This window comes from Helicobacter sp. 11S03491-1 (assembly GCF_002272835.1).
Classification (GTDB): domain Bacteria; phylum Campylobacterota; class Campylobacteria; order Campylobacterales; family Helicobacteraceae; genus Helicobacter_J.
In genome coordinates, this window is the sequence record NZ_MLAO01000013.1 from 1 (window position 1) to 15205 (window position 15205).

Here is a 15205-nt window from a genome sequence, read left to right on the forward strand (position 1 = left end):
ACTATGAAGTAATCAAACTGCCATATAACCCAAGAGATAAAATTGAATCAACCGGAGAGTTTTTATGAGGCTCACCTGAATGGGAGTGGAATATTACATGTATCTAGCTTAAGGTTGGCTTAGGAGAAAAGGGAATAGAAAAAATAAAGCAATTTTAAACATTCAAAAATCATCTTTTAAGCATGTAACCAACCTCTAGGCTTCCTCCGGAAGTTATCATTTAATCAATGCTGATAAATATCGCTATATTTTGCCTTCCACCTTTTATGAAACCAAAACCAACTTGAAGGATTCTTTCTAATAACTTCTTGGGTTAAATCTGCTTGAGCTTGTGTAGCCTCATAAATATCTGCTTGAGAATTTTGTGTTATTTTGGTGCGGATTGGAGGATAAAATCGAATTTGAAATTTTGAATAATCTTTATTGAAATCAATGAAAACAGGGACAATATTGACTTCAAACCTTCTTGAGAGAATAGAAGTAATCGTAGTATGGGTAGCTTCTTTACCAAAAAATTTTATCCATATCCCTTCATTTGATCCAATATTTTGATCTACCAATATTCCGGCCATTGCATTTCCCTTGGTATACATTTTGAGTAAATGTTTAAAAGCACCTTTTTTATCAATCAATTTTACACCACAAGCCTCTCTACGATTAATAATCAATTGATTGATAGCCTCATAATCTGTCAATCTCCCCAAAGATGCCAAATGGAATGAAGCATATCTTTCGGGCAATATAGTTGCCATCGCTTCCCAATATCCAAAATGCCCTCCCATCAGCACTGCCCCCTTATCTGCATCTAAAGAATCAAGAATATAGTGCTCATCAATAATTTCAAATTTTTGTTTGTATTTTTGCTTTGGTAAATAAATCACACGAATCCCTTCAAGAAGAATAAATGCAAAATTCCTGTAACACTGCTTGATAATCTGATATTTTTGAATTTTGGGCATATCCTCACCATAGACAAAATCTAAGTTTGCCATCGCATCTTTGAAGCGTTTTTTATCTAATTTTCTCATCACAAATGCGACAAAATCAATCGAGGCTAAAAACATTTTGTGGGGCATTTTGGCTAAAAAAAATCCAAAAAAATTAACAACCCATTCAATAAGCTTAGCAACAACTTTCATAACAATCCTCTGATTTCTTTATCAATAGTTTTTGGTTGAATTTTACTAATTGAAAAATCATTTTTATGATAATTAGCGCAGATATTGCCACTAAGTGAAATATTTTTAGTGCCAAATAATTTAAAACGTTCCATTGGAGTATTTCCGTATAAAGTAATAGAAGCCCTCTGCATAGCCCATGCTAAATGTGTTACACCCGTATCGCCTCCAATAACTATATCTACTTTTTTTATTAAAGCTTTCAGCTCATCTAAATTTAATTGGGGCAACAAAAAAACATCATTAGATGTGTTGATAGCATTAAAAATTTGTTGTGCTTTTTGAGGGTAGGCATGCCAAAGCAAAAGGATTTTTACATTTTCATCTCGCATTAGTTTTGCAAGCTCTATGTATTGTTGTACAGGATAGGTTTTGTTCTCTTTGGAAGCCTCCAAAACAAATAAGATTGTTTTTTTGTTCCCTTCAAAACAATCCAAAGCATCAATTTTGTTTTTTCCATTTTGAGTGCAACCAAAAACACTTTTTCTATCTTGCAAACAAACTTCAAGTCCGGCTTGTTCCCCAAATGCTCCATAAAGCAAACTTGCATTGCGTTCTAAAATATTTCTTTCATAAGGGATACAAATACCTTGATCATAGAATATTGAAGCCATTTTTTCACGAATAGAATTTTTATCAAACCCTACAAACTTGTCTTTTTTTAACAAACTTCCAATAACACTGGATTTTACAAGACCTTGCATATCAATAAGAATATCATATTTTTCATGAGATTTTAAATCCTGGTAAAGCCGATAAATATTAAAGGGATTAAAAGATTTTAACAATTTTTTCAAGGGTATTTTATGTAGTTTTTTGATACAAGGAGAATCATCTAAAATACCTCCAAATCTCTCATCCACAAACCAATCAATCTCGCAATTCGGATATAAAGTCTTCAAATAAGGCAAAAAAACTGCGCTAACAATAATATCTCCTAATGCAGAAAATCTAAGAATGCCTATTTTCAAATACAACCCTTATGAAAAAATTTAATCTCCAAAGCTATAGGCTTCACTAAACGCATCACAACCTCCTTGGATAAATAAATCTCATCAGGACTTGTGATTTGAAGTTGATTATTTTTATAGCAATAATCAATATGTCCGGAACTATCTGCAATGCACATAGCCTCTGCCATGCCTAAAATAAAGCTTAACCATTGCAATGTCAAAATAGGAGGCATAATATCACTGATGTGGGCGATAGAAATATCTTTTGGAATTTTTTTATTACTAAATTGCGCTAAAAGACAAATGATTGCTTTATCTTGATGAGAAAATCCATAATCTAATGCGTGGAGCAAAAAATAAGCGCTATGTTCATGAGCATCAAAAAAACTTAAAGTTCTCCCGATACTGGAAAATTGTCCGGCAATAGCTAAATGATATTGATATTTATCATCGATCTTATGTAAGGGTTTGAGAGCATCAAAAATTTTAAGACATTGAATCTTTACGTTTTTTCCATGTTTTGGGTGAAATAAAAATCTGTCTTTTAAGGAACTCAAAGAAGGATTTAAATTTGAAGGGAATGAATAGTTTTGATGGCGTAACAAATCACTCAAAAATACTCCTTCTCGCACACCTACACCGCTTGTAGTAAGCATATTAGACTCAAATTTATCAAGCAACATAGACAAAATCAACGCCCCACTGCGAATATTGTCTTTTCTATCCTCTGTAACTCCAAGCAAAACAAGCTTGTCTTCTTTGGTATTATAAATTTTTTCTATAAAATTAAAATGTTTTTTTATATCAACCTCATAACCATGAAGGACATCAATAGGGTATTTGGTATTTTTCATAATCATTTTTGAAATAGCACGAATCGTTCCCCCTACTCCAAAAACATTCTCATGCTTATAAAATTCAGGAATTTTTTCAAGTTCTTTTTTGATAAATTCTTTTGCATATTTTATATCTTGTTTTTTATCAAAAAAAAGCTCTTTTAATCGTATTGTCCCAATATCTAAAGAAATCAAATCAATAATTTTGCCCCCTTGGATAAAAGCGCATTCTGTGCTCCCTCCTCCAATGTCAATTGTAATCCCATCTTTTCTATGTGAAAGATTAGCACAAGCAATGCCTCCATAAAATGCCTCTTTCTTCCCATCAATAACTTTTATTCCGATCCCGCAAGCCTCTCTTACACGTTTAATAAAATCTCCGGCATTTGGTGCATCTCTAATAGCGCTTGTTGCTACACACAAAAGCTTCCTACTACCATACTTTTGCGAAATCTGCTTAAATTCTATCAGAGTTTTTAAGGCCCTTTGCATAGGAATTTCTTGTAACATTCCATCAAATTGATAACTACCTTCTGAAATTCTAACTTTGGATTTAATCTCAGATAAAAGATAAAATCCAAAACGGCTTGTCTTTTGAAAAATAGCCATTCTTGCAGAATTAGAACCTATGTCGATCACGGTAGTTATTTTAGCCATTATTCACCTTCTTGAAGCTGTTCGTATTTGTATTTTAACTCTTCAAAGCTTTCAATATTATCCGGATCAGGAATAATCGCATCAACAGGACATACACCTACGCAATTAGGCTCATCATCATAACCAACACATTCTGTGCATCTATCCGGATCTATCAAATAAATCGGATCGCCCTCATCGATAGCTTCATTGGGGCATTCCTCTCTGCAAGCATCACAAGCAATACATTCATCATTTATTAGCAAAGACATTTTTGACTCCCTAAGTTTTGAATTCTAAGGGATATCTTTTAACCAAAATATTCTTAACATTTATTTAATTCTTGATAAAGACATAAAAAATATATCCACACCATAAGAAATTTTTTCATCCAAAGAAGTTATATTTGAAGATAAATCACAAAAAATAATTTTAGAATTTGGTACATAAGAAATAAGATTTGAAAAATCTTGCGCAATATAAATCATTTGCGCTTTTGCAAGGATTGCTTTTTTTAACTCTTGTAGTGAATAAATTTTGACAATAGGCAAAAGCCCTAATCTCAAAGCAAATGCACACATATTTTTAAGCTCTTTATTGAGAACATTTACTTCCAAAATAACACAATCGCTTCCATAAATAACTGATTCAAGCAATTGATAAGGACTGATAAAAATATCATTATGGATAATTAATTTTTTGGTATAGCGGCGTAAAAGTGTGAGTGAATCAAATATATTTTTATCCGGTATATTTTGCTCATATATTGAAGTAAAATCAATCATAATAGCTTTTGCATCTAATGTATCTATCAAAAAAAGTTCTTCTTCAACCAAAGGAGGAGAAATAATTGCTTTTTTGGCAATTAATTCGTTTTTTTTTCTTGCAAAATCATGCGCTTGCGCTCTTGGAATATAAGGATTATAAGACAAACTTCTCCCCAAAAGATCAAAAGACAAAAAATCTTCTCTAAGCCGGATGCTTTCATTTAGATTTTTAAGACTTTTTGAAGAATATTGCATTATTTTGTGCAAGAATTAATGCTATCAAAATGGGATTTTAATTCAGTCTCTATTTCTATTTGTTCTTTAGGAATAGTAGCAAATATTTTTTTAGCTTCAATACATTTACCTAACTTATAATATCCCCATGCAAGTGAATCCACATAAGAAACCGACCCGGGATCAACCTCTAGGGCAATTTTTACATAATGGATACCTTTTTTTACATCTAAATTATAATCAATAAGCATATAACCCAAAAAATTATAAAAAAATGCATCTTGAGAATTCAAGTTCTCTTTAATAGAGACAATTTCTTTTTGACGCTCACTTAAAGAGTGTTCAAGTTTTTTGATGATCTCTTCAATAGTCTGTTTTTTAGGAGTTTCCATAGATTGATAAAGATAAATAGCTTCCAAAGCTAAATATTTAGGGTTTTTTTGTTCTTTGTAGATAAGGCTAGCTTGCTTGGATGCAGCAGAAAATTCCTTTTGTGCGACATATAATTCTAACAAAAGATGCCTATTGAGAGGAAAAGTTTGAGCAATTTCTTGGGCTTGTTTATACTTTTTTTGATAAGCAAGAATACGGATCAAATATCTGGCATTTTCAATTGTAGGGGATTTGTTATATATCATTTGAAAAACCTCTTGAGCATCGCTTAAATCATTAAGCCGGACAAAAGCATCAAAACTCTTTTGGCATAAATCCTTTGAGCAGCCATATTTTTCCAAATGCGATTTAAGCAAACCGGTAGCTGCCGGTTTGTCATTTTTAGCTAAATAAATCATTAAAATCTTACTCAAAGCCTCTTCATCATGAGTTTGATTATAAACATTATCTAACAACCCAAATGCTTTATCAAAATTTTTTTCACTCAAATAAAGTGTTCCCAAAACATTATCTACAGGCAAAGAATCCTCTTCTTTTTTGATAGACTCAAGCAAAGAAATAGCCTTTTTGATATCTCCCATACGAATGTAACTATCAGCCAAAATCTTACTTGTGGGTAAGTCTTTAGTATTCTTGGTTACATTTTGATAAAGCAAGGCAAGTTTAGCTGCTGTCTGCATATCTCCCATATTAGCAGCAGATAGGGCTGCTTCTTTGGCATAAGCAATATTTTTTGTCTCTTCATATAATGTTAAATATCCATCCTTAGCACCCTTAAAATCACCTCTATTAAATGCATCCGAACTCAACATCAAATAATAATCTTCAGAAAAAGTATTTGCATCCAAGATAGCACACACCATCAATCCACAAATAATTCCAAGAATTACTTTAAACATTTTATACCTTCGCACAATTTGCATAAATTCTCCAACTCCTTATTATTAATATTATTTCTTTTAAAGCTCTCCCAAAATGGAAAATTCACACATTGCTTAGGTCTTACCTGATAAATCAGACATTTTTTAGCTACATCATCAAAAAATATACAAGCAACCCCATCCTCACTTGGCTTTTCTAAAAATGAAAATTTATACCCTACCTTTTTAACATATTTTTGTGTAAATTCATTAAACGCCATAGCCAAAAAATCACTGATTTGAGATAATTCATTTATACTTGCAAAAATATACCCGCTCTCTCCGGTACAACATTTTCCCCCGCATGTTTTACAAGCATTCCCATCAAATCCAAAATCAAAGTCCATTTTAACTCCTCAATGATGGGAAATATAAGATTAAAAAGTATATTTTAAAGTAACTACCATTCTACCCATCAACATATCCCCAACCATTTGCGAATAAGTTAGCGAACCATTAAAATCTTTTGTAAAAGCATAGCTAATTTGTGGAGAGATTTCAACAAGTTCGGAATCAGCTGTTAGATTAGTCTTTCTGGCAGGAATAACCGGTCCTCGATTATGCCCTTCATGGTAACCATTATTAACAGGATCAGGATACTTATCGCCAATTCGTTTTGATCCTTTTTTCATATAAGGGTATCGATTTTTACCTCCTACCCATGCTACATCAAGTCCAACCCCAAGCCCATTATGCCATTTGTATCTATGAGTAAAATAAACAACCTTGAGGCTTGTATTTTTCACCCCACCTGCTCCTGTCCAGCCAAATCCCATAATCCCCCCTGCAATAATCCCATTCCAAAGTTGTCCCCCTACATCAAAACCACCTTTGCTATCAAGCATTGTGCCATACCCTTGTCCAAAACTACCGACATAACCCAGCTTAGAACTATAACCACCTGCTTTTAGATTAACTTGTAAGTTATAAATCCCTCTTGTTTTTGCCATACCCCCAAATTCAGGAGCATTAAGATCGGCAAAATAAGCGGCCAGATTTGAACCACCTGTATGGAATCTTGCCTTGCCATTCATGATAGTCCCGGCAATTTGCCCCAATACACCCAGACTAAGCCCATTATCAAATTCGTATTTATAATGAATATCCCCAAACAACATCATATCATAAAGTTGTTGCGCCCAACTATAATAAAGTTTAAACCCTAATCCTTTGGGTGCAAAATCTTTATTGCTTTCAATCCCTAAAATCACAAGGTTGTTTCCAATCCCATAAGTTTTAACTTGATTCATTGCAAGCATAATGTTATCAGTCATCCAGCTATCATAAGCAGAGGCATAAAGTCTAATCCCCTTAATATCTTCATTGCTAATCATTCCTCCCAAACCTCTATCCCCATAAGAAGTCCCTGCATTGAGGGCTGAAACAATATTCATTTGCCCTAAACGAACTGTTGTCTTGCTGCCTAAGGCTTCAAAATTTTTATTGATATACAAATTACTGATGTTAAATACATCCGGAGCAGAATGTTGATCAATTCTTGGCGCTCTGGATCCTCCAATGGAATCATCTGTATTTACAGCATCCGGAACACCCGGACCATAAGCAGCAAAAACGCCTACTGTCAAACTATATCCATTCACTTCTCCGGAATGAATATTGGGCAAGAAAAACATTTGGTAGCCCTGACCTGAACCATCTCTACCATCACTATAAAAATACTTTCCTCTCAGCCAACCATCCAGGGTAGCATTTTCTACCATCTCTTTCAGAGAAGAGGCACCTAAAATCCCTGTGACCACGAAAGTTAAAAACGCAATCTTTAAAATTTTCATTAAACACTCCTAAGTTTTTATCAGTTTGCAATCTGATTTACCATAGATTATAGCTATAAAAATATAAAAACTTAATAGAAAAATCTTTGTTCATGCATTAAGATATTAAAAATTATAAGTTATCTGAAATCTTGTCCGATTAAGGGATATATCTCCAAATATACTTGCATAATAAAGTTGAGCTGATATTTTCTTGCTAATTTTATAAACAACACCCGGAGTAATCTCCACAAAAGAAGCATCCATGGTTTTTTTGTTTGGATAAGCAGAGACTTTTCCGCGATAGTGGTAATTTGGATTATTTGATCCTGCCACCAATAGAGGATAATTATTTTTTCCACTCACCCATGCGCCCTCAAGAGACAAAATAAATGAACCTATACGATAATCTGCTCCCCAATAGAGTGCTGTAATATTTGTATTTTTAGTTGCTCCGGACCCCAAAAATCCAAACCCATCTGCGCCATGCCCTTGCGATCCATTCCAAAGCTTACCTGCTGTATTAAAGCCTCCTATATTATCTAACAACACCCCATACCCATCGCCAAAACTCCCTGCAAACCCTAGCTTGGCATAAAACTTATGTACCTCAAAGCTTGCTTGAATATTATAAAGTCCCCGATTCTTGGCTAATTCCTGAGGATTATTTGCATTTAAAGTCTCATTTTTTACCTTATCTTGGAAATAATTCTTTAAATAAAGACTCCGACTCTGAAACCCCGCAACATCACTGACACCACTAACACCTACTTGCCCCATAAGCTTGAAAAATATATGTTCTGCAAAGCTATATTTATAGCCTAGCTCACCAAAAACCATGTAGTCAATCAAATGATATGCCCATAAATCATAAAGTTTAAAATTCAAAGAATGCAAATTGCCTTCATCCAAATGATAATTTCCCATAACTCCTGCGATAAATAAATTATTCCCAATGCCTGAACCTTGCTTTTTTTTGTCATCGGGATTTTTGCTCGCTTGAGCAGCGATATAAATATCATCGGTTATCCAACTATCATAACCGGAAACAAAAAATTGCAAACTTTCTATATCAGAATTTAGCACAGATACCCCAATCCCTCTATCTACACTCTTGTCTGTAAAAGGCGAAATTAAATTCATTTGCCCTACTTGAATACTTGTTTTTGTAGATGAAAAAATCTTATTCATATACAAATTACTGATATTAAACACATCAGAACCACTCATATCTGTATGAACACCACGACTCCCTTGAATATCACTATCTGTAATGCTTCCTTTATCCGGCGTGCCTGAACCTTGAGAAAAGAATATCCCTCCGGTGAGAGAATAACCATTTACTTCTCCTGAGGTTACATCAATCTTAGCTCGAAATTGATATCTATTGCCTGCACCATCTTTGCCACCCATCAGCGTATAACGTCCAAAAGTAAATCCCTTGATAGAAGCATTTTCGAAAGCTTCTTTTAAATCACTCCCTTCCCCAATTCCAAATCCTAACATCAAAACAATTCCCAAAATTTTATACTTCATCATCGATCCTCCATAACTTAAATCTATTCCTAATTAACTTGATTTGACAATAAACAACTATGAAATGCAATTTCTATTTATCATGAATGATTGATTACATGTTGTTTATGCAAAAATACTACGCAAAAAAAACTTTAATAATTCTGAATTTTATTTACCATTTGTTATTGATTTGTAATCAAAAAACTTTAAAAGTAGTATAAATAAATAAAGAAGATATAAGAATATAAAACAGACAAAAAATCATTTATAACTTAAAACTACAAGGATACTTTTGGTTTATAGCTACTTTTTTCCACATTCATATAAAACTCTAAAATCAATTTATCGACGTCATTGGCTTTTTTAACAATTACAGGCAATAAGATTTTGATACTCATGGGAGTATCTTTTAATTCAGTAAAAAAATTATTCATCGTTTGGACACTTTGGATCTCCCCACGCACAAAATACACATCTGTTATCATTTGGTTTTGCACATCATCTTGAGAGGATTTTTTAATAATTTCTACATTTTTAAAATACTTTTTCAGGTTATCTTTTAATCCGGGCATTGAAGATTGATAGGACATAATATCGAGTATTTTTTGATTAGCATTTTTAGTATTTTTAAGCAATGCTTGTGTGCTGTTAAAATCCTTTTGGACTTGCAAAAACACTGTTTTGATCTTTTTTTCTTCAATATATTGAAGCTTATACATTCCAATCATGGGCCACAAAAAATAATTAATACTGATCCCTACAGCTAAACAAAAAATAACAAAAAAAATCATATTTCTAATAACAAGTTCAGGATCTACATTGATATAAAATAAATTTTTAGAGTTTTTAATTTTCATTAGTCCCTCCCTTTGGTGATTCAACGATAGAAGTTTTAGATTGACTTGTAGAAACAAAATGATACCAACCATTTGAAAGCGCAAAAAATGTTACATGGCTTTTGCCAAAAATTGCCTTGAGAGGATCTTGCAAAAGAAATTTAAATACTTCTTTTGAAGGGACAGAGCCTTTTAAACTCAAAGAATCATTGCCAATCTCAATATAATTAATCGTAATTTGATCAGGAATAATATTAAAAAGATTAATAATAGCATCTCTAACCATAAGATTATGAATTTGTCTATTTTTTGCCAAATCAATTTCAGAAAGTATCCGTTCTTGATAAGAATTAAGTTTGGTAATTTCATCTTGATAGAAAACTTGCTTTACTTGATAATTCTTAATTCGTTCATGCGAAAGAAAAATCTGGTATTTAAGCAGACTCAAAAAACCAAATACAATCACCATAGATAAAAAAATATAAAAAACCCATATCTTAGTAATTTTAGCTAGAATATATTTGGGTTGAGGATTAAGAAAACTAAACTTCATAAATTGCCCTTCTTAAACTCAATTTTTGATAACCCAACCAATTCATCCACAATACAAACGGATATTTTTGATGTCTCAATCATCGTATTTTCTCCCAGATAATTCAAAGCCCCATCAGATATACCATAAGCATCTAAAATAACAATTTCCTCAATAAATTTACTTTCATACAGCTCATTTGAATAAAATTCTCTCAAAGAATTTTGAATAATATTAGATACAATAGATATTTTTGTAAGATCATTAACTTTGTCTTTTGAAGAATCTTCTTCTTGGTTGTCTAATAGAAGTTTTTCATTCAATTTATCAATAAAAAATTCAGAATCCAAATCTACTAAATCATCAATCTCATCATCTAAATCTTCATCTTTATAATCCATAGTAGGCAAATCGGTATGGAAATCCTTTTTTTCTAAAGACTCTTGTTCAATTTCCATATCCTCCACTTCACCTTCTACCATAAAATACCCACCAAAATAAATCCCTTCTAAATCAGCTACCAACAAAGAAACACTACTCCTCTCTTGCAACACATAAAGGCTTGTTTTAGAACCTATTTTATTTTTAATCCGGTGATAGATGACAATAAAAGGCGAAAATAAAAAATCAATTCCGTTGATTTTTGAAAACCTGGCTGCATTCTCTTGAATAGCTGAATTTTTAATATAAACTTTCCAAGTATTGAAGTCCAAAATATTGCATTCTTTAGGATTGATGCCGTATTTTGATAAATCTTCTTTTTTTTCTTTATTGATAATTCCTTGATTATAATTCTTAGACATAGCACTCAGATAAGTAAAAGGGTATTTCTCTTGATAACTCCTAATCAATTTTATAGCATCCATAGACACTTCATTGTCAATAGTTTTAAACTCTCTATTAAAATCTTCAATGACCTTGCCATCTTTAATACGCATAACTTTAAGTGAACAAATTTTACTATCGACATTCACTCCGATAAACACATTTGAAAAAAAATTTCTTATCAGTCTGGAAAAAATATTCATTATAGCCCTATCTGTTGATGATGGATTATTTTATCAAAAGCCAAATACTCTGTCATAAAGGATGCTCCATTCGTTCATATACCATTTTTTTTGCTGCCAACATATCCATATCTTTGGGGATATAAAAAGGATCTAACATATAATAATCAATTTTCGAAAAAGGCTTTGGAATTTTAAATTTATCCCAAGTGGAGAGTTCATAGCAACGATTAAAAACAACCTTTGATACGCTTATGCCGATACCTGTTTTTTGCGCCATTGCCACTACACCATCAGCAATATGGTGATAAGGACCTTTAGGACCATCAGGAGTAATCCCCATATCCCACCCATCTCTCAAGCATTGAAATGACTTTACAAGCACGCGCGTACCATTTTTGCTCGTCGATCCTCGAATGGTGCGAAATCCAAAAAAACTATAAAACTTAACCATCAGCTCTCCATCAAAATGATTACTTGAAATCACATATATTTTAGGTTTTTTGCGAACTTTGAGATAAGCAAAAGGAAGCATCAGAAATTCTCCATGCCAAAAACTTGCAATAAAATTTGTCTCTTTCAAAGATTCTGATAAATGAAACCGATTCTTGCAACTCCAATAAAGTACCCACAAAATTATCCAAACAATACGAGGCAATATCGCCAAAATAATCTTTTGTTTAAACTTTTTTAGATTCATTTTATACATCGCCCTATCAAACTTCCGCCTTCATTTTGACTTATCTGTACATTTACAATATCGCCAATTTTTAAAACTTCTTGGGGAATCTTAATGAGTTTTCCTGTATCACTCCTTCCTTCAGAAAAACTATCCTCCCCATGTTTGATATTTTCAATCAATACTTCATGAAGATGTCCTATTTCCTTTTTTGCTTTATCTCTTAGAATTGTTTTATGTTTGTCTTGAAGTATAGCAAGCCTTTTTGAAGCTACTTCTTTAGATACTATGCTTTCTTTACCCCACTGATAAGATTCTGTATGGGGACGAGGTGAGTATATGAAGCTATACATCGTATCAAATTGCACACTCTCAAGGACATCCATTGTATGAGCAAAATCTTCTTCACTCTCACCCGGAAAAGCCACAATAATATCTGTGCCAATACCCACATGAGGAACAAGAGACTTGAGTTTAGCCACGCGATTGAGATACCATTCTTTGGTATAACCTCTCCTCATTGATTTGAGAATTTTACTTGATCCGCTTTGTAAGGGCATATGAATACATTTGCATATTTTGGGGTTAGATGCAAACTCTTCCAGGAACTCATCATCCATATGCAAAGGATGGGGAGAAGTAAAACGAATTCTTTTTATCCCTTCAATTTTGCTAATCTCTCTCAATAACCCTGCAAAATTAATCATCTTGTGGTTAGAAGAAAAACGAACTCCATAGTTATTTACATTTTGTCCTAAAAGCATCAATTCTTTCACGCCATTTTGAGCAAGCTTTTCGGCTTCAGATAAAATCAAATCCAATGGAATAGAAATTTCTTTACCGCGAGTGTGGGGGACAATACAATAAGCGCATCTCTTATCGCAGCCAATAGAAATATTTAATAATGCCTTTATCCCTATATTTCCGGCAGTATCGAATACATAAGTGCTATCATCATAATCCACTCCAACTTCAACAGCTTTATCCCTATGGATAACTTCAGAAATTTTAGAAATATTTCTTGCTCCTAATACAAAATTCACACTCGGGGCTTTTTTGATGATTTCTTCCCCCATATGGCTGGCAGTGCAACCACAAATTCCAATTTTTGCATGAGGTTTTTTAATGAGGGCAAACTGACCAATTTCTGAAAAAAGCTTACGTTCAGGTTTTTCTCTCACACTACAAGTATTGATAAGAATCAAATCTGCCTCTTTGGCATCTTCTGTGAGGGTATAGCCTTCTTTTGTTTTTAATTCTGCAATCATATGCTCGCTATCTCGCATATTCATGGCACAACCTAAAGTTTCTATATATAATTTCATTCCATGCCTACTTAAACCTAAATAATATGCAACTCATAAATGTAATCTTTTTCATCTAATCCAAATTTCACTTCTGATAAATAAGCACTTTTTCCTTTATTTTGAAAAAAACTTACGACCTTTAATAAATCCTTATGATTATTACTTTTATCAAAATAAATCATATGGTTGTATTCAGGATTTAATTTCTCTGCTAATTTTTCTAAAGTAATTTTTTGTGTTTTATCTTCAAGTTTGGTTTTTGCAAGTATCAATTCCATTTTGGACTCCGTTTTTTTAAAATCATATGAGTATATTCTAACCAGATTTGGCTTATAGAAAGTTTGAGTAAAATTATTTCTAATCATTTTGGATAAATTTTTAGGTATAATACCCTTTCTGCAAAACTTCCCCTGCTTCACAAGTATTCAAACTCAAGCAAATTTCGGGATAATCTTAAAAAACAAAAAAGGAATTAAATGGAAAAAATATTAGATATTATTGAACTCATTGCCTATGAAAAAGGTCTTCAAGTTTCGATGGTTTCTCAAGTAGTCAAAGACTCTATTATCAAAATGGCAAAAAAAGAAATTGATGAAAATACAAATTATAGCGTTGAGGAAGATCCCAAAGAAAGAACGCTTAAACTCATTCAAACTCTTATAGTCTGTGAAGATAATGATACCGGAGTTATCCAAGATCCCAATAATTTTATCCCACTCCAAAAAGCCAAAGAAATGGCGCAAGATGTTAATATTGGCGATGAAATCAAATATGAGTTGAGTCTGGAAGATATGAGTAGAAATGCTGTGAATTCGCTTTTTAGAGATTTAGAATTTAATATCCAACGCACAATCGAAGATCAATTATTTGAAAAATTTAAATCCAATACGGGTAAAATCATTACCGGCGTTGTTGTAAGGGTAGATGAAGCGCAAAATACTTTTATTGAAATTGATGAAATACGAGCTATTCTTTCTATCAAAAATCGTATTAAGGGCGAAAAATTTGTTGTAGGCGATACTGTTTCTTCTATCCTCAAACATGTAAGCATTGATAGAAATGGCATTCGTCTGGAACTTTCACGCACTACTCCAAAAATGCTTGAAGAACTTTTAAAGCTTGAAGTCCCCGAAATTAAAGATGGTGAAGTTGTAATTGCAAAAAGTGCGAGAATTCCGGGAGATCGGGCAAAAATCGCTGTTTATTCTAACAATCCCAAAATTGACCCTATTGGCTCAAGTGTAGGGGTTAAGGGTGTAAGAATCAATGCGGTAAGCAAAGAATTAAATGGTGAAAATATTGATTGTATTGAATACTCTGAAGTGCCTGAAATATTTATTTCCAAAGCCCTCTCCCCTGCCAATATTATTAGCATCAAAATCCAACCCTCCGGCGATCCAACCCTCCCCCCAAAAGCTATCGTCAATATCATGAGTGATCAAAAAAGCAAAGCTATTGGCAAAAATGGGATTAATATCCGCCTTGCTTCCATGCTTACAGGACATGATATTGAACTTATTGAAATTGTTTCACAAAAAGAATCTCAAAATACACAAGACCAAGCTGTCTCAAAAGTCGGTATAGATGCTCTGGAATCACTCTTTAGACAATAATTCTTAAAAATACTCCGGAAAAAA

The 15205-nt window shown here is 32.9% G+C and carries 16 protein-coding genes; 1 reads left to right on the forward strand and 15 read right to left on the reverse strand.

The window, feature by feature from the left end:
- Positions 1–224 precede the first annotated feature (224 nt).
- The 15 genes from BKH45_RS07890 to BKH45_RS07960 form a co-directional block, all read right to left on the reverse strand.
- Positions 225–1139, reverse strand: coding sequence for a lipid A biosynthesis lauroyl acyltransferase (locus tag BKH45_RS07890; RefSeq protein ID WP_095274940.1), 915 nt, complete (start codon positions 1137–1139; stop codon positions 225–227).
- Positions 1136–2149, reverse strand: coding sequence for a lipopolysaccharide heptosyltransferase I (gene waaC / locus BKH45_RS07895; RefSeq protein WP_095274941.1), 1014 nt, complete (start codon positions 2147–2149; stop codon positions 1136–1138). Before waaC ends, BKH45_RS07890 begins: the two co-directional genes overlap by 4 nt.
- The gene (locus tag BKH45_RS07900) at positions 2146–3624 is read right to left on the reverse strand and encodes a Ppx/GppA phosphatase family protein (protein WP_095274942.1); all 1479 of its coding nucleotides are present in this window, start codon (positions 3622–3624) and stop codon (positions 2146–2148) included. The genes waaC and BKH45_RS07900 overlap by 4 nt, the downstream gene beginning before the upstream one ends.
- Positions 3624–3875 carry a YfhL family 4Fe-4S dicluster ferredoxin gene (locus tag BKH45_RS07905; RefSeq protein ID WP_095274943.1) on the reverse strand — a complete coding sequence of 84 codons (252 nt, stop codon included), beginning with the start codon at positions 3873–3875 and terminating at the stop codon, positions 3624–3626. Before BKH45_RS07905 ends, BKH45_RS07900 begins: the two co-directional genes overlap by 1 nt.
- 60 nt (positions 3876–3935) lie before the next feature.
- Positions 3936–4562 (reverse strand): indole-3-glycerol phosphate synthase, encoded by a 627-nt coding sequence (locus BKH45_RS07910; RefSeq protein ID WP_180675710.1) that lies wholly within the window; start codon positions 4560–4562, stop codon positions 3936–3938.
- Positions 4563–4624: 62 nt separating this feature from the next.
- Entirely contained in the window at positions 4625–5896 is a 1272-nt protein-coding gene (locus BKH45_RS07915; protein WP_095274945.1) for an ATP-dependent nuclease subunit B, read from the reverse strand.
- Positions 5884–6264 (reverse strand): YkgJ family cysteine cluster protein, encoded by a 381-nt coding sequence (locus BKH45_RS07920; protein WP_095274946.1) that lies wholly within the window; start codon positions 6262–6264, stop codon positions 5884–5886. Before BKH45_RS07920 ends, BKH45_RS07915 begins: the two co-directional genes overlap by 13 nt.
- A 30-nt stretch (positions 6265–6294) precedes the next feature.
- Entirely contained in the window at positions 6295–7710 is a 1416-nt protein-coding gene (locus BKH45_RS07925; protein ID WP_095274947.1) for a hypothetical protein, read from the reverse strand.
- Between the two features lie 105 nt (positions 7711–7815).
- A complete protein-coding gene (locus BKH45_RS07930; protein WP_180675712.1) occupies positions 7816–9225 on the reverse strand; it encodes a major outer membrane protein in 1410 nt (469 codons plus the stop codon).
- Positions 9226–9485: 260 nt separating this feature from the next.
- Entirely contained in the window at positions 9486–10064 is a 579-nt protein-coding gene (locus tag BKH45_RS07935) for a hypothetical protein (RefSeq protein WP_095274949.1), read from the reverse strand.
- A complete protein-coding gene (locus tag BKH45_RS07940) occupies positions 10054–10596 on the reverse strand; it encodes a hypothetical protein (RefSeq protein WP_095274950.1) in 543 nt (180 codons plus the stop codon). The genes BKH45_RS07935 and BKH45_RS07940 overlap by 11 nt, the downstream gene beginning before the upstream one ends.
- Entirely contained in the window at positions 10593–11603 is a 1011-nt protein-coding gene (locus BKH45_RS07945) for a hypothetical protein (protein WP_095274951.1), read from the reverse strand. The genes BKH45_RS07940 and BKH45_RS07945 overlap by 4 nt, the downstream gene beginning before the upstream one ends.
- Before the next feature lie 52 nt (positions 11604–11655).
- A complete protein-coding gene (locus tag BKH45_RS07950) occupies positions 11656–12282 on the reverse strand; it encodes a lysophospholipid acyltransferase family protein (RefSeq protein ID WP_095274999.1) in 627 nt (208 codons plus the stop codon).
- Complete coding sequence (gene miaB / locus BKH45_RS07955; protein ID WP_095274952.1) at positions 12279–13586, reverse strand: tRNA (N6-isopentenyl adenosine(37)-C2)-methylthiotransferase MiaB; 1308 nt, start codon at positions 13584–13586, stop codon at positions 12279–12281. Before miaB ends, BKH45_RS07950 begins: the two co-directional genes overlap by 4 nt.
- Positions 13587–13603: 17 nt before the next feature.
- The gene (locus BKH45_RS07960) at positions 13604–13846 is read right to left on the reverse strand and encodes an HP0268 family nuclease (RefSeq protein WP_095274953.1); all 243 of its coding nucleotides are present in this window, start codon (positions 13844–13846) and stop codon (positions 13604–13606) included.
- Positions 13847–14044: 198 nt separating this feature from the next.
- On the opposite strand from BKH45_RS07960, the gene nusA reads away from it, so the two are divergent.
- On the forward strand, positions 14045–15181 hold the full coding sequence (gene nusA / locus BKH45_RS07965; protein ID WP_095274954.1) for a transcription termination factor NusA: 1137 nt from the start codon (positions 14045–14047) through the stop codon (positions 15179–15181).
- Positions 15182–15205: the final 24 nt, after the last annotated feature.

Excerpts from the sequence above, each read along its gene's own strand:
- BKH45_RS07890 (WP_095274940.1), bottom strand. The coding sequence starts at position 1,139 with ATGAAAGTTGTTGCTAAGCTTATTGAATGGGTTGTTAATTTTTTTGGA.
- BKH45_RS07900 (WP_095274942.1), bottom strand. The coding sequence starts at position 3,624 with ATGGCTAAAATAACTACCGTGATCGACATAGGTTCTAATTCTGCAAGA.
- BKH45_RS07905 (WP_095274943.1), bottom strand. The coding sequence starts at position 3,875 with ATGTCTTTGCTAATAAATGATGAATGTATTGCTTGTGATGCTTGCAGA.
- BKH45_RS07915 (WP_095274945.1), bottom strand. The coding sequence starts at position 5,896 with ATGTTTAAAGTAATTCTTGGAATTATTTGTGGATTGATGGTGTGTGCT.
- BKH45_RS07920 (WP_095274946.1), bottom strand. The coding sequence starts at position 6,264 with ATGGACTTTGATTTTGGATTTGATGGGAATGCTTGTAAAACATGCGGG.
- BKH45_RS07925 (WP_095274947.1), bottom strand. The coding sequence starts at position 7,710 with ATGAAAATTTTAAAGATTGCGTTTTTAACTTTCGTGGTCACAGGGATT.
- BKH45_RS07930 (WP_180675712.1), bottom strand. The coding sequence starts at position 9,225 with ATGAAGTATAAAATTTTGGGAATTGTTTTGATGTTAGGATTTGGAATT.
- BKH45_RS07935 (WP_095274949.1), bottom strand. The coding sequence starts at position 10,064 with ATGAAAATTAAAAACTCTAAAAATTTATTTTATATCAATGTAGATCCT.
- BKH45_RS07940 (WP_095274950.1), bottom strand. The coding sequence starts at position 10,596 with ATGAAGTTTAGTTTTCTTAATCCTCAACCCAAATATATTCTAGCTAAA.
- BKH45_RS07945 (WP_095274951.1), bottom strand. The coding sequence starts at position 11,603 with ATGAATATTTTTTCCAGACTGATAAGAAATTTTTTTTCAAATGTGTTT.
- BKH45_RS07950 (WP_095274999.1), bottom strand. The coding sequence starts at position 12,282 with ATGAATCTAAAAAAGTTTAAACAAAAGATTATTTTGGCGATATTGCCT.
- miaB (WP_095274952.1), bottom strand. The coding sequence starts at position 13,586 with ATGAAATTATATATAGAAACTTTAGGTTGTGCCATGAATATGCGAGAT.
- BKH45_RS07960 (WP_095274953.1), bottom strand. The coding sequence starts at position 13,846 with ATGGAATTGATACTTGCAAAAACCAAACTTGAAGATAAAACACAAAAA.
- nusA (WP_095274954.1), top strand. The coding sequence starts at position 14,045 with ATGGAAAAAATATTAGATATTATTGAACTCATTGCCTATGAAAAAGGT.